This is a genomic window from Pseudomonas sp. HY7a-MNA-CIBAN-0227 (assembly GCF_040310325.1).
Lineage (GTDB): Bacteria > Pseudomonadota > Gammaproteobacteria > Pseudomonadales > Pseudomonadaceae > Aquipseudomonas.
The window spans coordinates 35,019-55,272 of the sequence record NZ_JBEOPT010000007.1 but is presented as its reverse complement, the minus strand read 5'-3'; the positions used below and the strand labels follow the sequence as shown (position 1 = coordinate 55,272).

Below are 20,254 nucleotides of genomic sequence, written 5' to 3'. Positions count from 1 at the left end.
CATGACCTGGCGGGCTGTATCAGTCATTTCCGGTACTCGGAGGGTCAGGATTTGTCTGAAAATGCCAGGTTGCCCAAGTCGCAACCCGCCAGCTGCGTGCCGATGACCGAATATGTCGCAGCATCGCAAGCAGCGGTCTTCCTACACTCGTTAAGCTGCGCAACGGATGAGCGCCTGCCAGGACTCCGACCTGCCCGTCGTACCGTCGTCTGGAAAGCGGCTCATTTTATGTTCGTGGATAGACAGTTGAATGTGACCTCACTGTCTTGTCCAGCTTCACCCACCTGTCACTCTGAATTCGTTATGGTAGACCCCGATCAGAGCTGACGGTCTCCCCGCAAGGGGATAACACGCGACGCTTCCATTAATAACAAGCCCAAGCGGAGTACCACAGATGGCGTTCTTCACCGCAGCCAGCAAAGCCGACTTCCAGCACCAACTGCAAGCGGCACTGGCCCAGCACATCAGTGAACAGGCACTGCCACAAGTGGCGCTGTTCGCTGAACAATTTTTCGGCATTATTTCCCTGGATGAGCTGACCCAGCGTCGCATGTCCGACCTGGCCGGTTGCACCCTGTCTGCCTGGCGCCTGCTTGAGCGCTTTGATCACACCCAACCGCAAGTGCGCGTCTACAACCCCGATTACGAACGTCACGGCTGGCAATCGACTCACACCGCGGTCGAAGTGCTGCACCACGACCTGCCATTTCTGGTGGACTCGGTGCGCACCGAACTGAACCGCCGTGGCTACAGCATCCACACCCTGCAAACCACCGTGCTCAGCGTGCGTCGTGGCAAGAAGGGCGAGTTGTTGGAAGTCCTGCCCAAGGGCACACAGGGCGACGATGTCCTGCAAGAATCGTTGATGTACCTGGAAATCGACCGCTGCGCCAACGCTGCCGAGCTGAGTATCCTGAGCAAGGAACTTGAGCAGGTGCTGGGCGAAGTACGCGTCGCCGTCGCCGATTTTGAACCGATGAAGGACAAGGTCCAGGAACTGCTGGCCGGTATCGACTCCAGCGCCTTCGCCATCGAAGGCGAAGAAAAAGCCGAGATCAAGAGCTTCCTCGAATGGCTGGTGGGCAACCACTTCACCTTCCTGGGCTATGAAGAGTTTGTGGTACGTGACGAGGCAGATGGCGGTCATATCGAATATGACGCCGACTCCTTCCTCGGTCTGACCAAATTGCTGCGCTCCGGCCTCACCGCCGACGACCTGCGCATCGAAGACTACGCTGTCAATTACCTGCGTGAACCGGCCGTCCTGTCGTTCGCCAAGGCAGCACACCCAAGCCGCGTGCACCGCCCGGCCTACCCGGACTACGTGTCGATCCGCCAGATCAACGCCGACGGCAAGGTCATCAAGGAATGCCGCTTCATGGGCCTCTACACCTCTTCGGTGTACGGCGAAAGCGTGCGGGTGATCCCGTATATCCGTCGCAAGGTCGCGGAAATCGAACGTCGTTCCGGCTTCCAGGCCAAGGCGCATTTGGGCAAGGAACTGACCCAAGTGGTCGAAGTCCTGCCCCGCGATGACCTGTTCCAGACCCCGGTAGACGAACTGTTCAGCACTGTGATGTCGATTGTGCAGATCCAGGAGCGTAACAAGATTCGCGTGTTCCTGCGCAAAGATCCCTACGGTCGCTTCTGCTACTGCCTGGCCTACGTGCCGCGTGACATTTATTCCACCGAAGTGCGCCAGAAGATCCAGCAAGTGCTGATGGATCGCCTGAAAGCCTCGGACTGCGAGTTCTGGACCTTCTTCTCCGAGTCCGTTCTGGCCCGTGTACAACTGATTCTGCGGGTTGATCCAAAAAACCGCCTGGACATCGACCCGCTGCTGCTGGAAAAAGAAGTGGTGCAGGCCTGCCGCAGCTGGCAGGACGACTACGCCAGCCTGGTGGTTGAAAGCTTTGGCGAAGCCCACGGCACAAACGTGCTGACAGACTTCCCCAAAGGCTTCCCCGCGGGCTACCGTGAACGCTTTGCCGCGCACTCGGCCGTGGTCGATATGCAGCATTTGCTTAACCTGACCGAAGCCAAGCCGCTGGTGATGAGCTTCTATCAGCCGCTGGGCCACGTGACGGGCCAGCAAGAGCTGCACTGCAAGCTCTATCACGCTGACACGCCGCTGGCGTTGTCCGACGTGCTGCCGATCCTGGAAAACCTCGGCCTGCGCGTGCTGGGTGAATTCCCGTACCGCCTGCGCCACGCCAACGGTCGCGAGTTCTGGATTCATGATTTCGCGTTCACCGCCGCCGAAGGCCTGAACCTCGACATCCAGCAACTGAACGACACCCTGCAGGACGCGTTTGTGCACATCGTCAACGGCGATGCCGAGAACGATGCGTTCAACCGCCTGGTGCTGACCGCCGGCCTGCCATGGCGCGATGTCGCGCTGCTGCGTGCCTATGCCCGTTACCTGAAGCAGATTCGCCTGGGCTTTGACCTGGGTTACATCGCCAGCACCCTGAACAACCACACCGATATCGCTCGCGAGCTGACCCGGTTGTTCAAAACCCGCTTCTACCTGGCGCGCAAACTCACCAGCGACGACCTGGAAGACAAGCAGCAACGTCTGGAACAAGCGATTCTGGCGGCCCTGGACGATGTTCAGGTGCTCAACGAAGACCGCATCCTGCGTCGCTACTTGGACCTGATCAAGGCCACTTTGCGTACCAACTTCTACCAGACTGACGCCAACGGTCAGAACAAGTCGTACTTCAGTTTCAAGTTCAACCCGCATGCGATTCCTGAACTGCCCAAGCCCGTGCCGAAGTTTGAAATCTTCGTTTACTCGCCTCGTGTCGAAGGCGTGCACCTGCGCTTTGGCAACGTTGCGCGCGGTGGCCTGCGCTGGTCGGACCGTGAAGAAGACTTCCGTACCGAAGTGCTGGGCCTGGTAAAAGCCCAGCAAGTGAAAAACTCGGTGATCGTGCCGGTGGGCGCCAAGGGCGGCTTCCTGCCCCGTCGCCTGCCATTGGGCGGCGGTCGGGACGAGATCGCGGCTGAGGGCATTGCCTGCTACCGCATCTTCATTTCCGGCCTGTTGGACATTACCGACAACCTGAAAGACGGCGCCCTGGTGCCACCGTTGAACGTGGTCCGCCACGACGACGATGACCCGTACCTGGTAGTGGCCGCCGACAAAGGCACCGCGACCTTCTCCGACATCGCCAACGGCATTGCCATCGACTACGGCTTCTGGCTCGGCGATGCGTTCGCTTCCGGTGGTTCGGCCGGTTACGACCACAAGAAAATGGGCATCACCGCCAAGGGCGCGTGGGTCGGTGTGCAGCGTCACTTCCGCGAGCGTGACATCAACGTTCAGGAAGACAGCATCACCGTGGTCGGCGTCGGCGATATGGCCGGCGACGTGTTCGGTAACGGCCTGTTGATGTCTGACAAGCTGCAACTGGTCGCGGCCTTCAACCACCTGCACATATTTATCGATCCAAACCCGACCCCGGCTAACAGTTTCGTTGAGCGTCAGCGCCTGTTCGACCTGCCGCGCTCGGCCTGGACCGACTACGACACCAGCATCATGTCCGAAGGCGGCGGTATCTTCTCGCGCAGCGCGAAAAGCATCGCTATCTCGGCGCAGATGAAAGAACGCTTCGACATCAAGGCCGACAAGCTGACCCCGACCGAACTGCTGAACGCCTTGCTCAAGGCGCCGGTGGACCTGTTGTGGAACGGCGGCATCGGTACTTACGTCAAGGCCAGCACCGAAAGCCACGCTGACGTCGGCGACAAGGCCAACGATGCCCTGCGCGTCAACGGCAACGAGTTGCGCTGCAAGGTAGTGGGCGAGGGCGGTAACCTGGGCATGACCCAACTGGGTCGTGTGGAATTCGGCCTCAATGGCGGCGGTTCCAACACCGACTTCATCGACAACGCCGGTGGCGTGGATTGCTCCGACCACGAAGTAAACATCAAGATCCTGCTCAACGAAGTGGTGCAGGCTGGCGACATGACCGACAAGCAACGTAACCAGTTGCTGGCGAGCATGACCGACGAAGTCGGCAGCCTGGTGTTGGGCAACAACTACAAGCAGACCCAGGCCCTATCCCTGGCGGCGCGTCGAGCCTTCGACCGTATTGCCGAGTACAAGCGCCTGATGAGCGACCTAGAAGGCCGGGGCAAGCTGGACCGCGCCATTGAGTACCTGCCTTCGGAAGACCAGCTCATCGAGCGCGCTGCCGTCGGTAAGGGCCTGACCCGTCCGGAGCTGTCGGTGTTGATCTCCTACAGCAAGATCGACCTCAAGGAGGCACTGCTCAAATCCCAGGTGCCGGATGATGACTACCTGACCCGTGACATGGAGACCGCGTTCCCGCCGACCCTGGTGGCCAAATTCTCCGAAGCCATGCGTCGCCATCGTCTCAAGCGCGAGATCGTCAGCACCCAGATCGCCAACGACCTGGTCAACCACATGGGCATCACCTTCGTTCAAAGGCTCAAAGAGTCCACCGGCATGAGCCCGGCGAACGTGGCGGGCGCTTATGTGATCGTGCGTGACATCTTCCATCTCCCGCACTGGTTCCGTCAGATTGAAGCCCTGGATCACCAGGTTTCCGCTGAAGTGCAACTGGCGCTGATGGACGAGCTGATGCGCCTGGGCCGTCGTGCCACACGCTGGTTCCTGCGTAGCCGTCGCAACGAGCAGGATGCGGCTCGTGACGTCGCGCACTTCGGTCCGCACCTGGCGGCGTTGGGCCTCAAGCTCGACGAACTGCTGGAAGGCCCGACCCGCGAAGGCTGGCAGAACCGCTATCAGAAGTACGTCGAAGCCGGTGTGCCGGAGTTGTTGGCGCGCATGGTTGCAGGCACCACGCACCTGTACACCTTGCTGCCGATCATCGAAGCCGCTGACGTCACCGGCCAGAGCGCTGCAGATGTGGCCAAGGCCTACTTCGCCGTCGGCAGCGCCCTGGACTTGCCATGGTACCTGCAGCAGATCAGCGATCTGCCGGTGGGTAACAACTGGCAGGCCCAGGCCCGCGAAGCCTTCCGCGACGACGTGGACTGGCAGCAACGGGCGATCACCATCAAGGTTCTGCAAATGGCCGATGCGCCAGAAGACATGGAAGCCCGCGTGGCCCTGTGGCTTGAGCAGAACGCGAGCATGGTCGAGCGCTGGCGCGCGATGATGGTGGAGATTCGTGCTGCGGTTGGCACGGACTACGCCATGTACGCGGTGGCCAACCGTGAGTTGTTGGACCTGGCGTTGAGCGGTCAGTCGGTGCTGTAACAGGCTGATCGAGCGGTAAACAGAAAGCCCCGTATCTTGCGATATGGGGCTTTTTGCAGTGAGGGCCTAGTGTGAAATGCCAAGTGTAGTGACGGATCTAGTGTAGTAACTTGGCTTTGAGGTGATCCAGGTGTTGGATCATAAGGCTGACTGCATTGCCCTCATCGCCACGCTCCACCGCCGCCACAATCCCTGCATGCTCCTGCCATGCACAATAGCTGCCCTTATATTGCGTAATAATCAACGAAGTCAACGGCACCAGGCTGTTAAGAAACTGCGCCAACGGAGCATTCCCGGCAATGGCCGCCAGTTGCAGATGAAACTCCCCTGAGAGACGAATCGCCGACCCACGCTGGTTGCGATCGAGGCATTCGCGCGCCCTGGCAATCAGCTCCCGCAACTGTCGTACCTCGGCAGATTTGGCCCGAGCGCAGACTAACTGCACCACGGTCGCTTCCGTCAACCGCCGCGCTTCGAGAATCTGTCGTGTGTCCTGGGCATTCGGCGCCGCCACCTGGGCCCGATGGTTGGGCCGCAGGATGATTACTTGCTGCTGGGACAGCCGTGCCAGCACCCGGCGAATGACCCTGCGGCTGACGCCAAAATCCTGCGCCAGGCTTTCTTCGGTGAAACGACTGGCCGGGACGATACGCTGTTCGAGAATGGCATCGAACAAGGCGGGGTAGATGTCGTCCACCGACAGTTTAGGCTTGGCCATCAGGCGCAAGGGCGTGAACGGGAAAGGGGTATGTACGGCGTGAGCGGTCATGGCCTGTCTCCGAAATATCAACTGCCCAGATGATCGTCCGGGATATTCAAGTGAATGCCCATGCGCAAGCCTTCCTGGAGGATATGCCGGCGCATTTCGGCGCTGGCCAGGGCGCTGTTCTTGTTACGGATGGCGCGCACCACAGCGTCGTTTTCCTGCAAGCGTTCCGCCAGGTGCTCGGGGGAGTTGCGCAGTACCTGAGCGCTTTGCTTGAGGGCGTTACTGGTTTGCTGCACCACGTTCTGGAAGATCGGGTTAGAGGTCAGGGCGAACAGTTCTTCGTGGAAGGCGATGTAGGCGTTCATCCCGGCTTCGCTGTCGTTGGCGTCCAGGGCTTCGCGCATGTCCATCAGGGTCAGGCGCAGTTGCCCGACTTCCTTGCTGCTGATGGTTTGGGCCACCAGACCGACGATAAACGGCTCAAGGGTGTAGCGCAGTTGCAGGATGTCTTCGAGGCTGGCGTCGGCCACGGCGTTGTCCTGGGCCTGAGGTTCGCTCAAGGTGGCTTCCAGCACCACCACACCTTTGCCTGGCATGGAGCGTACCAGGCCGAGGGTTTCTAGGACGATGACGGCTTCGCGCAGGCTTGGGCGGCTGATGCCCAGCTGTTCGGCCAGTTCGCGCTGGCCCGGCAGCATTTCTCCGCGCCGCCACTGACCCCGCGCCAGGGCGGCGCGCAGTTTTTCTACCACTGAATTGACGACGGTTGATGGGGTGATCACGTATGGCTCCTTTTAACTATGTACAGTCAATCTTCTGTGGTGAACGGTGCTTATCGTGGCGAGCGGGCTTGCCCGCTCGCCACAGGAGGTATTTTGGGGACCGTCAGAACTCTTGGTGGGCGGGCAGTACCGGCTTTTTCGCCTGGAACGCATACCCTTGTTGCCCGTCCAGTACCTTGTTGGCACGCTGGATATCAATGTCTTTTTCCCAGCGTGCAATGGCCACGGTGGCGACGCAGTTTCCGATTAGGTTAGTCAGCGCTCGGCCAATCCCCATGAACCAGTCCACCGCCAATACCAGCACCAGGCCCACCACCGGAATCGCCGGGATCGCGGTGAGGGTGGCCGCCAGAATCACCAGCGCCGAACCAGGAATCCCGTGGGCGCCCTTGGAGGTGATCAGAGACACCAGCAAAATCGTCATCAGGTCGGTCATCGACAGCGGCGTGCCGGTGGCGTTGGCGATAAACACGATGGCTAGGGTCAGGTAGATCGAGAAACCGTCGAGGTTGAATGAGTAACCCGTCGGAATCACCAGGCCCACCGTGGAACTGCCAATGCCCAAGTGCTCCAGTTTACGCATGATCTGTGGCAACACCGCATCGGAGGAGGCGGTGCCCATGACGATCAGTAGCTCTTCACGCAGGTACTTGAGAAACGGCAGCATACGCAGGCCTGACAGGCGCATCACCAGGCCGAGGATCAGCGTGACGAACACGGTGCAGGTCAGGTAGAACAGGCCCACCAGGCTGCCCAGGTGTTGCAGGGAGTCCAGGCCGTAGGTGCTGGTGGTAAAGGCGATGGCACCGAACACGCCGATGGGCGCCAGGCGCACGATCATACCCATGATGCGGAATATCACGTGACTCAGTTCATTGATCAGCCGCGAGATGCCGGAAGCGGCTTCACCCACCAGGTTCAAGGCGCTGCCGAACAGTACGGAGAACAACAGCACTTGCAGCACGTTGTTGTCGGCGAAGGCGCCAATCACCGAGTTGGGAATCAGCTCCATCAGGAACTGGCTGGTACCCTTGATGTGCTGGCCACGGTCGGCCAGTTCATTGAGGCCGGCGGAAGACAGCTGATCCAGATGGATATTGGCGCCGCTGCCGATCCCGGTGCTGAACGCCAGGACCAGGCCGATCACCAGGGCGATGGTGGTCAGCACTTCAAAGTAGATCACCGATTTGAGGCCGATGCGCCCGACTTTCTTCAAGTCGCCGGCACCGGAAATACCGCTGACCACCACGCAGAACACGATCAGGCCAATCAGCATTTTGATCAGCTTGATAAAGCCGTCACCCAGGGGTTTGAGTTGCGAGGAGAATTCGGGAAGGGCCAGGCCGCAGACGATGCCAAGGATCAGGCCAATCACGACTTGCAGGAAAATCGAACGCGAGCACCATCTGAGCATGGGAAGGATCTCTATTCGGTGCCCTGGTGGGTCCAGGGCTTAATTGTTGTGGTCTTACCGGTAAGTCCAGATTAGGCGCAGTCTACACAGAGGTTTTTTTAAATCGCAAGCAAATTATCGAAAATTGATAGCTCCGGTATGACCAGTTGGTTCGCAAGGGTGGTTCTTGAGCGGTTGGCGAGCTGGAAATCTTTTCGCTTATCATCCGCCGTCTGGCAAGCAAGGTGACCTATGGACAACCCGGGACTGACAACGGACGAAACGGGGCTGACCCGCTGTACATGGCGCACGGCGGCTCCTGAATACCCGCATTACCATGACCACGAGTGGGGGGTGCCGGTTGCCGATGATCGTGCGTTGTACGAGAAGATCTGCCTGGAAGGGTTCCAGGCGGGCATGGCGTGGATCACGATCCTGCGCAAGCGCGAGCACTTTCGGCGGGCGTTCGAGGGTTTTGATTATCAAAGGGTGGCGCGGTACACCGAAGAGGATATCGAGCGACTGATGGCTGATCCGGGCATCGTGCGCAACCGCGCCAAAATCGTCTCGACCATCAACAATGCCCGGCGTGCCTGTGAATTGGTGGATGAAACCAGGTCACTGGCGAGCTGGTTATGGTCATTCGAACCCGGCGCCGATGAGCGTCCGGAGACGGTCGACCTGGCGTACTGGACAGCCAATCCGACATCGGCTGCGTCCCTGCGTTTGTCCAAGGCCTTGAAGAAACGCGGTTGGACCTTTGTGGGGCCGACCACGATGTATGCCTTCATGCAGGCGATGGGCATGGTCAATGATCATCTGGAAGGGTGCCTCTGCCGGCAGCAGATCGAAGAGCGTCGCCGACAGTTCGAGCGCCCTTAATGCGCCAGGGGCGTGAGCACCTCGGCCTTGTCATCCATCACCATCACCACCAGTAATTTGGCGGGCTTGGTCTGGCTGGCATTGCTGGACTCAAAGTGTCGGGAGCCTGCCGGTTCGTAGAACGACTGGCCAACGGTGTAGGTAATAGCCTTCTCATCGTTGACCCGTGAGGTGATTTCGCCTTCCAGCACGTAGGCCACGGCGGTGCCGGTGTGGCTATGGGGTACGGTGGCTTCGCCAGGTTTGTAGTCCACGGTGAGCATGATGGTTTTTTTGCCGGGGACGTTGGTCAAGGCATGCTCTTGCAGGACGTTGATTGTCTCTTTGTTGTACACCGGTTCGTGGGCGAAGGCGCCCAGGGATACGAGCAGTAGGGCGGTGCCGAGGAGTGCTTTCATGACGATCCTTTCAGGTTGTTCTGGGCCTGAGTCACACTAAGCCCCATGGCGTGCCTGACCAATAGCCAATCCGGCACAAAATCCCTTAGCCAATCTTCTGCAGAATATTGCGCACCTTGTCCAGGGACGGGTCGATGTCCAGGGTTTCAATGGCCCCGAAACCCAGGATCAAACCGCTGCGCACCGGCGCTTCATGAAAAAACACATCCAATGGATACAGTCCCACTTCCACCTTTCGCGCCAATTCGATCAGCAGCGCAATGTTCACCGGCACTTTGCACAGCGCCGCTAGGTGGAAGCCGGCCACCGTGGGCACGGCTTCAAACCACGGTGACAGGTCGCCGGCCAGGCGGTTGAGAATGCGCTCCCGGCGCCCGGCATACACCGTATGGCAGCGGCGAATGTGTTTGAGCAGGTAGCCTTCGCTGATGAACTTGGCCAGGGCCCATTGCGGCAGGGTCGAGGTGTGCTGGTCGGTCAGTTGCTTGGCCTTGAGCACCGCGCCGTGGATCGCTGGCGGCAGCACCGCATAGCCCAGGCGCAGCTCGGGCAGCAGGGTTTTCGAGAAGGTGCCGACATAGGTCACAACGCCTCGGGTGTCCATGCTTTGCAGGGAGTCGGTGGGGCGGCCTTCGTAGCGGAACTCGCTGTCGTAGTCGTCTTCGATGACGATTGCACCCAGCTCGAAGGCCCGCGCCAGCAGCGCTTCACGACGCGGCATGCTCATGGGCATGCCGAGGGGGAACTGGTGGGAGGGCGTCACGTAGATAAGCCGTGTGCCGTCAGGAATCAACTCGACCTGGATGCCGTGCTCGTCCACCGGCACGCCCACCACGGTCGCGCCCATGGCATCGAACAGTAGTCGCGCCGGGGTATAGCCGGGGTTTTCCATGGCGACGATGGTCCCCGGTTCCAGCACCACGCGGGCGATCAGGTCCAGGGCCTGTTGGGCGCCGTTGGTGACCACAATGTCGTCGTCCCGGCATTTGACCCCACGGGAAAAGGCGATGTGCCCGGCAATCGCGCTGCGCAAGGCGGGCAAACCTTCGGGCTGGCTGTAGAAACCGCTGTTGTGGGCGATACGGCGCAGGGCGTCCTGGGTGCAGCGTCGCCATTCATCCTGGGGAAACTGGCTGCGGGTGGTGGCGCCGCCGATGAATTCACAGCGCAAGGTACCGTCCCGGGTCGGGTGGTGCATGGGCGAAGGCAGTGCCTGCCATTTGGCCAGGTTGGCGGCGCAGGCCAGGTCGGCCGCGCCTTGCACGTGCTCGGAACGAGTCGCCCAGGCATTGACAAAGGTGCCTCGACCGACCTTGCCGACCAGAAGGCCTTCGTAGGTGAGCAAGGCGTAAGTATCGGATACGGTCTTGCGCGACACGCCCAATTGCTCGGCCAGCAGACGGCTGGGAGGCAGTTGGGCGCCGGCCGCCAGTTGTCCCGACTCAATGGCCGTGCGCAGTTGCTGGTAAAGCTGTTCGGCCAGGTCCTTGCGGCCCTTGATAATAACGTGCAGTTCCATGTTTCATCCTGAGGCGGGCAACACCTGCAAGATTACCGCAAGCCGCCGCTGTAGGCGCGGGCCACTCGCCGAGTCAGGACAGGAAACCACCATCCACATTCAGCGATACCCCGGTGGTGTAGCTCGACGCATCACTGGCCAGGTACAACACTGCACCGGCCATTTCGCTCGGCGCCGCGACACGCTTGAGCGGAATCTGTTGCAGGGCCACTTTCAGGATCGAATCGTTTTGCACCAATGCCGAGGCAAACTTGGTGTCGGTCAGCCCCGGCAACAAGGCGTTGCAGCGAATACCGAACTGCGCGCACTCCTTGGCGAAGACCTTGGTCATGTTGATCACCGCGGCTTTGGTCACCGAGTAGATGCCCTGGAAATGCCCTGGGGAAATACCGTTGATCGACGCCACATTGATGATGCTGCCGCCGCCGTTCTCGCGCATCAGCTTGCCGGCTTCCACCGACATGAAAAAGTAGCCGCGAATGTTCACGTCGACGGTTTTCTGGAACGCGCCCAGGTCGGTGTCCAGCACGTTGCAGAACTGCGGGTTGGTGGCCGCGTTGTTGACCAGGATGTCCAGGCGCCCGAACTGCTCGCGAATGTTGGCGAAGACCTGGGTGATCTGCTCCATCTCGCCAATATGGCAGGCAATGGCTGTAGCCTTGCCGCCTGCTTCGATGATTGCGTCGGCCACGTGCTGGCAGCCTTCGAGCTTGCGGCTGGAAACAATGACGTGGGCGCCTTGCTGGGCCAGCAGCTTGGCGATGGCCTCACCGATACCGCGGCTGGCGCCGGAGACGAAAGCGATCTTGCCGTCGAGGTCGAACAATTGGGTCTTGGACATGGTTGTTCCTTGTGGGGTCAGAGCTCGGACTATCAGAGTACGGATTTGCCGATGACGTTCAGGCTCATCTGCTCCAGCAGCTTGTTCATGTGAATGAACTGCGCAAAGCGTTTGTCCTGGGTCTGGCCATGGAAGAAGCGGTAGTAGATCTGCTGCACGATGCCGGCCAGGCGGAACAGGCCATAGGTGTAGTAGAAGTCGTAATTGTCGATCTGGATTCCCGAACGTTCGGCGTAGTAGTCGACGAACTGGCGGCGGGTGAGCATGCCGGGGGCGTTGCTTGGCTGGCGGCGCATCAATTGCACGGGCGCAGGGTCTGCGGCCTCGATCCAGTAGGCGAGGGTGTTGCCCAAATCCATCAGCGGATCGCCGAGGGTGGTCAGCTCCCAGTCCAGCACGCCGATGATCTGCATCGGGTTGTGCGGGTCGAGGATCACGTTGTCGAAGCGGTAGTCGTTGTGGACGATGCTCGACGTTGGGTGATCGGCCGGCATCTTGTCGTTGAGCCAGGCGCGCACGGTTTCCCAGCTGGGGGCGTCGGGGGTCAGGGCTTTTTCGTAGCGGTCGCTCCAGCCGCGAATCTGCCGCTGGACGTAACCTTCGGGCTTGCCCAGGTCCGCCAGGCCGCAGGCGGTGTAATCCACCTGATGCAGCTCGACGAACTTGTCGATAAAGCTTTTGCACAGGGCGCCGGTAGCCGCCGCGTCCAGGCCCAGTTCCGGCGGCAGGTCCGAACGCAGGATGATGCCGTTGACCCGCTCCATCACATAGAACTCGGCGCCGATCACTGATTCATCGGTGCAGTGCACGTAGGCCTTGGGGCAGTACGGGAAGCCGTCCTTGAGTTGATTGAGAATGCGAAATTCGCGGCCCATGTCATGGGCGGACTTGGCCTTGTGGCCAAACGGCGGGCGGCGCAGGACGAATTCCTGGTTCGGGTATTCCAGCAGGTAGGTCAGGTTGGAAGCGCCCCCCGGGAACTGGCTGATCTTCGGTGTGCCGCTCAAGTCCGCAATATGGGCCTTGAGGTAGGGGTCGATCAGGCTGGCATCAAGTTCTTCGCCTGGGCGAATCTGGGTGGATTGGTCATTGAGTGCCATGCTTATCCCTTCTGCTTATTCTTGAGGCCTTGGACTATTGGCTAATCTAATGCGCGCAGCCGCTCAGCCACAAGGCCGGGGCGGCTTAATAGGTTAGCGTGTTGGCCGATGATCAGTGTTCCTGATAGGCAGTGCGCCCATGGCTTCAACTGCGCGGCGGCAAGGCTACCGGGGTCAGCACCGGCCGGCCGGCGAAGTATTCCAGCAGGTTGTCTGCCACGCGCTGCACGGTGTCGTGGGCCGCTTCCGGCGACAGGCCCGCCACATGGGGCGTCAGCACCGTGTTGCTCAGCAGCTTGAGGGCGTCGGGCACGTTGGGCTCGTCGTCGAACACATCCAAGGCAGCACCACCGATGCGGCGTTGCTCAAGGGCGGTGATCAGGTCGGCAGTAACGATCACACTGCCGCGGGCAATGTTTACCAAAAAACCGTTGGGGCCAAGGGCATCCAGGACCTGGCGGTCGACCAGATGGCGGGTGCCTGCGCCACCTGGGGTGGCGATGATCAGGAAGTCCACGGTGCGCGCTAGCTCCACGGGAGTCGAGCAGTAGGTGTAGTCCACATCAGTGCGGGGCTGGCGGCTGTGGTAGCTGATGTCCATATCGAAGCCCAGGGCCGCGCGCTTGGCGATGGCCATGCCCACCGCGCCCAGGCCAAGAATGCCAAGTTGTTTGCCAGCCAGGGAAGGGCGCATGACCTTGGGCCATTCGCTGCGGCGCACCGCCGCGTCCGACCGGGGAATATCGCGCACCAGCGACAGCAGCAGTGCCATGGCATGGTCCGCCACCGATGGCGAGTTCACCCCGGCACCGTTGGTCACAACGATCCCACGATTGCTGGCGGCCTGTAGGTCCACATGCTCGTAGCCAGCGCCGATCACACAGATGATCTCCAGCAACGGCAGGGCGGCGATTTCCTCGGCATACAAACCCAGCGGGCCACGGGTCAGGACGGCCTGGATCTGCTCGCCATGGGTCTTGATCGCCTGGCTGCGTTCAGCAGGTGTGGGCGCGAGGATCACATGGAGATCATTACTTTCGATGATCGACAGGTAGTCGTTGATGGTTTCAACCAGGACCAGAACAGTGATGGGCATGTGAGGGCTCTTCCTGAGGGCTTGAGAGACGGATTATGCGGGATTTTTTGTAAGACAGACCCCTCGCTTCAGGAGGGGGCCGTTAATAGTGCCACCTTAAAATTGAATGTCAGCAGCTTTTACTCGCCGCACAAATGCCCCGTCCATTGCTGGGAGCGACTCGCGAGTGTCAACGCGTTAGTCGGATTTTTTGAGAGCCAGGGTTGTTATACCAAATCGTTTTTACCTGGCTAGCAGCCCGGTTTATCAAGGCTGTAGCCTTATACAAACCTTGCTCAAACCCTCTGCGCCGCACAACGACTCCTAAGCTAAGCCTTTGCTTATTCAGGAGAATCCCGGACAATCGCGCCCCTATTATGGTCGGGCGCTGCCTGTCAGGTTTTTCTGACTCGTCCCGACTGTGTCAATGGGGAGATCCGACCGGATGAATGATCAGGCCAATAGCGTCGACGAACGCTACGCAACGACACCTGCAACCCTCGCAAGCTGGGGCCGCCAGGACACCACCTGGATGCTCGGCTTGTTCGGCACGGCCATCGGCGCCGGTACCTTGTTTTTGCCTATCAACGCCGGCCTCGGCGGTTTCTGGCCGCTGCTGATCCTGGCGGTCCTGGCCTTCCCGATGACCTTCTATGCCCACCGAGGGCTGACGCGCTTTGTGCTCTCGGGCCGAGAGGGTTCTGATATCACCGAAGTGGTCGAAGAGCATTTCGGGATCAAGGCCGGTGCGTTGATCACCTTGCTGTATTTCTTGGCGATCTTTCCGATCCTGCTGATCTACAGCGTTGCCCTGACCAACACCGTCGGCAGTTTCCTTGAACACCAATTGCACATCACGCCGCCACCACGGGTGATTCTGTCGTTTGTGCTGATCCTTGGCCTGCTGGCCGTAGTGCGCTGCGGTGAGCAGGTGATCGTCAAGGCCATGAGCCTGATGGTTTATCCATTCATCGTAGCCTTGCTGTTTCTCGCGGTGTTCCTGATTCCCCACTGGAATGGCGGCATCCTCAGCACCGCCAGCACGCTGCCCGAGCCGTCGGCGTTGCTGCACACCCTGTGGCTGGCGATTCCGGTGATGGTGTTCTCGTTCAACCATTCCCCGATCATCTCGGCCTTCGCGGTTGACCAGAAGCGCCGTTACGGCGACCACGCCGAAGAGCGCAGCTCGCAGATCCTCTCCCGCGCCCATTTGCTGATGGTGGTGATGGTGCTGTTCTTCGTGTTCAGCTGCGTACTGACCCTGACCCCGGCGCAACTGGCCGAGGCAAAGGCGCAGAACCTGTCGATCCTGTCGTACCTGGCCAACCACTTCAGCAACCCGACCATCGCTTTCGCCGCACCGTTGATTGCGTTCGTGGCGATTACCAAGTCGTTCCTGGGCCACTACATCGGCGCCAGCGAGGGCCTCAAGGGCCTGGTCGTCAAGAGTGGCCGTCGTCCGTCGCCCAAGGCGCTGGACCGCATGACCGCAGCCTTCATGCTGGTGGTGTGCTGGATCGTTGCCACGCTGAACCCGAGCATCCTGGGGATGATTGAGACGTTGGGCGGGCCGATCATTGCGTCGATCCTGTTCCTGATGCCGATGTATGCCATTCACAAGGTGCCGGCCATGGCCAAGTACCGTGGGCAGGCGTCGAATGTATTTGTCACGGCGGTAGGCCTGGTGGCGATCACTGCGCTGGTCTATTCGTTTATCGCCTGATACACGTCGTGAAGTGACAATGGCCGATTCGTGCTTGACGCGAATCGGCTTTTTTTTGCGCGCAGCGCGAGTCTTGTCGCGGGTTGATGGATATCAACACCCTTTTTGCAGGTGGGAGTAAGCTTGCCCGGGGCCATCTTGACGGGCTATTTGATCTGGAGATCAACGATGATGGCTCGTGCCGCCGCACCTTTGCTGCGCAACCGCCTGCAAGACCTGCTCGCCGGGCTATCAATCGCAGGCTTGCTGCTGCCTGAGGCCGTGGCCTATTCGAGTATTGCCGCCTTGCCGCCCCAGGCTGGGGTCATCGCCTTGTTCGCCGGGCTGCTGTGTTATGGACTGTTGGGTACCAGCCGTTTTGCCATTGTGTCGGCTACGTCGTCCTCGGCTGCGGTGCTGGCGGCAGCCACGGCAAGCCTGGCCGGTGATGACCCGGCACTGCGCCTGACGTTGGCGGTAGGCCTGGTGCTGATCACCGGGCTGTTTTTCCTGTTGGCTGGGCTGCTCAAGCTCGGTGGCGTGACCTCCTTTATCGCCAAGCCGGTGTTGCGCGGCTTTGCCTTCGGCCTGGCGTTGACCATCATCCTTAAGCAACTGGCCGGCGTGGTTGGCGTACACCTGGCAGACAACAACCTGATTCGCTTCCTGCCACAGTTGTTCGAACAGTTGCCCCACTGGAACTGGCTGGCAGCGGTGGTGGCGGCAAGCGCCCTGGCATTGCTCTGCGTGTTTGCACGGTTGCGCCGTTTGCCGGGAGGCTTGCTGGTGGTGGTGCTGGGTATCGCCGCCGGGCAATGGCTCGACTTGCAAGCCCACGGCGTAGCCCTGATCGGGGTGATCGACCTGCGCCTGGAAATCGTCCACCTGCCGGTGTTGCCGTTCTCCGACTGGCTGCGCCTGGGGGAGTTGGCGTTTGCCATGGTGATGATCCTGTATGCCGAGTCTTATGGCTCGATCAGCTCGTTCGCCCTCAAGCATGGCGACCGAGTGTCATCCAACCGTGATTTGCTGGCGCTGGGTGCCGCCAATCTGATGTCCGGGTTGTTTCACGGCATGCCGGTGGGGGCGGGGTTTTCCGCGACGTCGGCCAACGAGGCTGCTGGTGCATATTCACGCCTGGCGGGTGGGATCGCGGCGTTGGTGGTGTTGCTGATTGTGCTGACGGTGTTGCCGCTGGTGGCGTTGACCCCGGAGCCGGTGCTGGCGGCCATCGTCATCCATGCCCTAGCTCGTGGCCTGAGCCTGCAACCCTTGGGCCGCTATTTCATCTGGCGCCGCGACCGGGTATTGGTGATCTGTGCCGTGTCGGCGGTGTTGGTATTGGGGGTGCTGGACGGTTTGCTGGTGGCGGTGGCGATCAGCGTGGTGCTGATGTTGCGCCAGATGTCGTCGGCGGATGTTCAGGTGCTCGGGCGAATGGGCGTCGGCCACGATTTTGTCGACCTTGCGCACCATCCAGACGCCGAGGAGATAACGGGCGTGCTGATCGTGCGTCCCGGCGAAGCGCTGTTTTTCGCCAATGCCGAACGCATCCTCGGTGCCGCGTTGCGCTTGATGCGTCACGCGCCGTTGCCGGTACACACGGTGGTGCTCAGCCTGGAAGAGTCGCCGGACCTGGATGGCACCAGTATCGAGGCGCTGGAGGCGTTTTTTGTTCGGGTGCGGGTGGAAGGCAGGCGTCTGGTACTGGCTCGCGTGCGGCATGATGCGCGCATGGTGCTGCAGGGGCTGCCCGAAGCCCTGGCGTCTGGGGTGCTGCTCAGCGGCTTGAGTGTGGATGGGGCGGTGCAGCAGGCCCTTGCCGCCAACGCCCAGGCATAAAAAACGCCGCGCATCTTGCGATACGCGGCGTTTTTTTTACTGGGTATAGCTACAACGTGTAAGCCTTAGGCTTGAACGACCGGGATATTGGCGTTCGCTGCAGCTTCACGGAACTCAGCGATCTGGTCAAAACTCAGGTAGCGATAGACATCGCTGGCCATGGTGTTGATTTCCTTCGCATAGGCCATGTACTCCTCGACGGTCGGCAGGCGACCCAGGATGGATGCAACGGACGCCAGCTCAGCCGAAGCCAGGTAGACGTTCGCGCCGTCACCCAGACGGTTCGGGAAGTTACGGGTCGACGTCGACACCACGGTGGCGTTCGGTTCAACCCGTGCCTGGTTACCCATGCACAGCGAGCAGCCCGGCATTTCCATGCGCGCGCCAGCCTTGCCATAGATGCCGTAGTAGCCTTCTTCGGTCAGTTGGTGAGCGTCCATCTTGGTCGGCGGCGACAGCCACAGACGGGTTGGCAGCTGACCCTTGACCTTTTCCAGCAGTTTGCCGGCAGCGCGGAAGTGACCGATGTTGGTCATGCACGAACCGATGAACACTTCGTCGATCTTCTCGCCAGCAACGCTGGACAGCAGACGGGCGTCATCCGGGTCGTTTGGTGCGCAGAGCACAGGCTCCTTGATGTCGGCCAGGTCGATTTCGATGATTTCGGCGTATTCGGCGTCGGCATCGGCAACCATCAACTCAGGGTTGGCAACCCAGGCTTCCATCGCTTGGGCGCGACGTTCCAGGGTGCGCGCATCGCCGTAGCCTTCGCCGATCATCCAGCGCAGCAGGGTGATGTTGGAGTTCAGGTATTCGGTGATCGACTCTTTCGACAGCTTGATGGTGCAACCGGCAGCCGAACGTTCGGCCGAGGCGTCGGACAGCTCGAAAGCCTGTTCGATGCTCAGGTTGTCCAGGCCTTCGATTTCCAGGATGCGGCCGGAGAAGGCGTTTTTCTTGCCTTTCTTTTCTACGGTCAACAGGCCAGCCTGGATCGCGTAGTAAGGAATGGAGTGAACCAGGTCACGCAGGGTGATGCCCGGTTGCATTTCGCCTTTGAAGCGCACCAGGATCGATTCCGGCATGTCCAGTGGCATAACACCAGTGGCTGCTGCGAACGCTACCAGGCCGGAACCGGCCGGGAACGAGATGCCCATCGGGAAACGGGTGTGGGAGTCACCACCGGTGCCGACGGTGTCCGGCAGCAGCATGCGGTTCAGCCAGCTGTGGATGATGCCGTCGCCCGGACGCAGGGACACGCCGCCACGGGTCATGATGAAGTCAGGCAGGGTGTGGTGGGTGGTCACGTCGATCGGCTTTGGATACGCCGCGGTGTGGCAGAACGACTGCATTACCAGATCGGTGGAGAAGCCCAGGCACGCCAGGTCTTTGAGTTCATCACGGGTCATTGGACCGGTGGTGTCCTGGGAGCCGACGGTGGTCATCTTCGGTTCGCAGTAGGTGCCTGGACGAACGCCAGCCACGCCGCAAGCCTTGCCGACCATTTTCTGCGCCAGGGTGTAGCCCTTGTCGCTTTCAGCCGGAGTTTCCGGCAGTTTGAACAGCGTCGAAGGTGGCAGGCCCAGCTCGGTGCGCGCCTTCTCGGTCAGGCCGCGGCCGATGATCAGCGGGATACGACCGCCGGCACGAACTTCGTCCAACAGTACCGGAGTCTTCATTTCGAAGGTGGTCAGGACTTCATCGGTGCCGTGTTTGCAGACTTTGCCAGCATGCGGGTACAGGTCGATCACGTCGCCCATGTTCATGTTGGTGACGTCGAATTCGATTGGCAGTGCGCCGGCATCTTCCATGGTGTTGTAGAAGATTGGAGCGATCTTGCTGCCGAAGCAGAAGCCGCCTGCGCGCTTGTTCGGCACGTAAGGAACGTCGTCGCCGAAGAACCACAGTACCGAGTTGGTCGCCGATTTGCGGGACGAACCGGTACCGACCACGTCACCGACGTAGGCGATCGGGAAGCCTTGGCCGCGCATTTCTTCGATCTGCTTCATCGGGCCGGTGGTGCCTTGCACGTCCGGTACGATGCCTTCACGGGCCATTTTCAGCATGGCCAGGGCGTGCAGCGGGATGTCAGGGCGTGACCAGGCATCCGGGGCAGGGGACAGGTCATCGGTGTTGGTTTCGCCGGTGACCTTGAAGACCCGCAGGCTGATCTTGTCGGCCAGGGTCGCACGGTTTTGGAACCACTCGCCGTCGGCCCAGGACTGGATCACGTCTTTGGCGTGCTGGTTGCCGTTCTTGGCTTTTTCGGCGACGTCGTGGAACGCATCGAACATCAGCAGGGTGTGCTTGAGTTGCTTTGCTGCCACCGGTGCCAGGGTCGCGTCGTCCAGCAGATCGACCAGGGTCACGATGTTGTAGCCGCCTTGCATGGTGCCAAGCAGTTCAACAGCGCGTTTTTTGTCGATCAAGGGAGAAGTGACTTCGCCCTTGGCCAGGGCAGACAGGAAACCGGCCTTGACGTAGGCAGCTTCGTCAACGCCTGGTGGAATGCGGTTGGTGATCAGGTCAACGAGGAAAGCTTCTTCGCCAGCCGGGGGATTTTTCAGCAGCTCAACCAGGCCTGCAGTTTGTTCGGCGTTAAGCGGCTGGGGAACAATACCCAGGGCTGCACGCTCTTCGATATGTTTGCGGTAGGCTTCAAGCACAGTTATTACCCTCATCAGTGGTCCCAAATGGGTGTCCGGGACGCTCATCCAGAAATGCGTGGCACGCATGCGCTCGCAGGCCTTTTGGGCC

At 60.4% G+C, this 20,254-nt stretch carries 13 protein-coding genes; 4 read left to right on the top strand and 9 right to left on the bottom strand.

Features of this window, described 5'->3' with window-relative positions:
* Nucleotides 1-394: 394 nt before the first annotated feature.
* Complete coding sequence (locus AAEZ06_RS13810; protein ID WP_149412610.1) at nucleotides 395-5,254, top strand: NAD-glutamate dehydrogenase; 4,860 nt, start codon at nucleotides 395-397, stop codon at nucleotides 5,252-5,254.
* Nucleotides 5,255-5,351: 97 nt separating this feature from the next.
* On the opposite strand, the gene AAEZ06_RS13805 is transcribed toward AAEZ06_RS13810, so the two are convergent.
* From AAEZ06_RS13805 to AAEZ06_RS13795, 3 genes are all read right to left on the bottom strand, one after another.
* Nucleotides 5,352-6,023 carry a GntR family transcriptional regulator gene (locus tag AAEZ06_RS13805; RefSeq protein WP_350614801.1) on the bottom strand — a complete coding sequence of 224 codons (672 nt, stop codon included), beginning with the start codon at nucleotides 6,021-6,023 and terminating at the stop codon, nucleotides 5,352-5,354.
* A 17-nt stretch (nucleotides 6,024-6,040) separates the two neighbouring features.
* Nucleotides 6,041-6,745 (bottom strand): FadR/GntR family transcriptional regulator, encoded by a 705-nt coding sequence (locus tag AAEZ06_RS13800; RefSeq protein WP_149412608.1) that lies wholly within the window; start codon nucleotides 6,743-6,745, stop codon nucleotides 6,041-6,043.
* A gap of 103 nt (nucleotides 6,746-6,848) precedes the next feature.
* On the bottom strand, nucleotides 6,849-8,159 hold the full coding sequence (locus AAEZ06_RS13795; protein ID WP_149412607.1) for a C4-dicarboxylate transporter DctA: 1,311 nt from the start codon (nucleotides 8,157-8,159) through the stop codon (nucleotides 6,849-6,851).
* Nucleotides 8,160-8,390: 231 nt separating this feature from the next.
* Between AAEZ06_RS13795 and AAEZ06_RS13790 the strand changes: the two genes are divergently transcribed.
* Nucleotides 8,391-9,020: a DNA-3-methyladenine glycosylase I gene (locus AAEZ06_RS13790; protein WP_350614798.1), complete on the top strand. Its 630-nt coding sequence runs from the start codon at nucleotides 8,391-8,393 to the stop codon at nucleotides 9,018-9,020.
* Here the strand turns inward: AAEZ06_RS13790 and AAEZ06_RS13785 are convergent.
* The 5 genes from AAEZ06_RS13785 to AAEZ06_RS13765 all read right to left on the bottom strand — a co-directional run bounded on the left by AAEZ06_RS13785 (nucleotide 9,017) and on the right by AAEZ06_RS13765 (nucleotide 13,974).
* A complete protein-coding gene (locus AAEZ06_RS13785) occupies nucleotides 9,017-9,418 on the bottom strand; it encodes a cupin domain-containing protein (protein ID WP_149412605.1) in 402 nt (133 codons plus the stop codon). The two genes, AAEZ06_RS13790 and AAEZ06_RS13785, sit on opposite strands and share 4 nt — an antisense overlap.
* An 85-nt stretch (nucleotides 9,419-9,503) precedes the next feature.
* A complete protein-coding gene (pdxR, locus tag AAEZ06_RS13780) occupies nucleotides 9,504-10,937 on the bottom strand; it encodes a MocR-like pyridoxine biosynthesis transcription factor PdxR (RefSeq protein ID WP_350614795.1) in 1,434 nt (477 codons plus the stop codon).
* A 73-nt stretch (nucleotides 10,938-11,010) separates the two neighbouring features.
* Entirely contained in the window at nucleotides 11,011-11,778 is a 768-nt protein-coding gene (locus AAEZ06_RS13775) for an SDR family oxidoreductase (RefSeq protein ID WP_350614793.1), read from the bottom strand.
* A gap of 32 nt (nucleotides 11,779-11,810) precedes the next feature.
* Nucleotides 11,811-12,878 (bottom strand): phosphotransferase family protein, encoded by a 1,068-nt coding sequence (locus tag AAEZ06_RS13770; protein ID WP_350614791.1) that lies wholly within the window; start codon nucleotides 12,876-12,878, stop codon nucleotides 11,811-11,813.
* A gap of 145 nt (nucleotides 12,879-13,023) precedes the next feature.
* The gene (locus tag AAEZ06_RS13765) at nucleotides 13,024-13,974 is read right to left on the bottom strand and encodes a 2-hydroxyacid dehydrogenase (RefSeq protein ID WP_149412601.1); all 951 of its coding nucleotides are present in this window, start codon (nucleotides 13,972-13,974) and stop codon (nucleotides 13,024-13,026) included.
* Nucleotides 13,975-14,398: 424 nt separating this feature from the next.
* Between AAEZ06_RS13765 and AAEZ06_RS13760 the strand changes: the two genes are divergently transcribed.
* Together AAEZ06_RS13760 and AAEZ06_RS13755 are read left to right on the top strand one after the other, a co-directional pair.
* Nucleotides 14,399-15,676, top strand: coding sequence for an HAAAP family serine/threonine permease (locus tag AAEZ06_RS13760; protein WP_149412600.1), 1,278 nt, complete (start codon nucleotides 14,399-14,401; stop codon nucleotides 15,674-15,676).
* A 168-nt stretch (nucleotides 15,677-15,844) separates the two neighbouring features.
* Complete coding sequence (locus AAEZ06_RS13755) at nucleotides 15,845-17,497, top strand: SulP family inorganic anion transporter (RefSeq protein WP_149412599.1); 1,653 nt, start codon at nucleotides 15,845-15,847, stop codon at nucleotides 17,495-17,497.
* Nucleotides 17,498-17,562: 65 nt separating this feature from the next.
* On the opposite strand, the gene acnB is transcribed toward AAEZ06_RS13755, so the two are convergent.
* Entirely contained in the window at nucleotides 17,563-20,163 is a 2,601-nt protein-coding gene (gene acnB / locus AAEZ06_RS13750) for a bifunctional aconitate hydratase 2/2-methylisocitrate dehydratase (protein ID WP_178114420.1), read from the bottom strand.
* Between the last annotated feature and the right edge of the window lie 91 nt (nucleotides 20,164-20,254).

What these genes read in the sequence shown, in the direction of transcription:
- AAEZ06_RS13810 (WP_149412610.1), top strand. Translation starts at nt 395, where the DNA reads ATGGCGTTCTTCACCGCAGCCAGCAAAGCCGACTTCCAGCACCAACTG.
- AAEZ06_RS13805 (WP_350614801.1), bottom strand. Translation starts at nt 6,023, where the DNA reads ATGACCGCTCACGCCGTACATACCCCTTTCCCGTTCACGCCCTTGCGC.
- AAEZ06_RS13795 (WP_149412607.1), bottom strand. Translation starts at nt 8,159, where the DNA reads ATGCTCAGATGGTGCTCGCGTTCGATTTTCCTGCAAGTCGTGATTGGC.
- AAEZ06_RS13790 (WP_350614798.1), top strand. Translation starts at nt 8,391, where the DNA reads ATGGACAACCCGGGACTGACAACGGACGAAACGGGGCTGACCCGCTGT.
- AAEZ06_RS13785 (WP_149412605.1), bottom strand. Translation starts at nt 9,418, where the DNA reads ATGAAAGCACTCCTCGGCACCGCCCTACTGCTCGTATCCCTGGGCGCC.
- pdxR (WP_350614795.1), bottom strand. Translation starts at nt 10,937, where the DNA reads ATGGAACTGCACGTTATTATCAAGGGCCGCAAGGACCTGGCCGAACAG.
- AAEZ06_RS13775 (WP_350614793.1), bottom strand. Translation starts at nt 11,778, where the DNA reads ATGTCCAAGACCCAATTGTTCGACCTCGACGGCAAGATCGCTTTCGTC.
- AAEZ06_RS13770 (WP_350614791.1), bottom strand. Translation starts at nt 12,878, where the DNA reads ATGGCACTCAATGACCAATCCACCCAGATTCGCCCAGGCGAAGAACTT.
- AAEZ06_RS13765 (WP_149412601.1), bottom strand. Translation starts at nt 13,974, where the DNA reads ATGCCCATCACTGTTCTGGTCCTGGTTGAAACCATCAACGACTACCTG.
- AAEZ06_RS13760 (WP_149412600.1), top strand. Translation starts at nt 14,399, where the DNA reads ATGAATGATCAGGCCAATAGCGTCGACGAACGCTACGCAACGACACCT.
- AAEZ06_RS13755 (WP_149412599.1), top strand. Translation starts at nt 15,845, where the DNA reads ATGATGGCTCGTGCCGCCGCACCTTTGCTGCGCAACCGCCTGCAAGAC.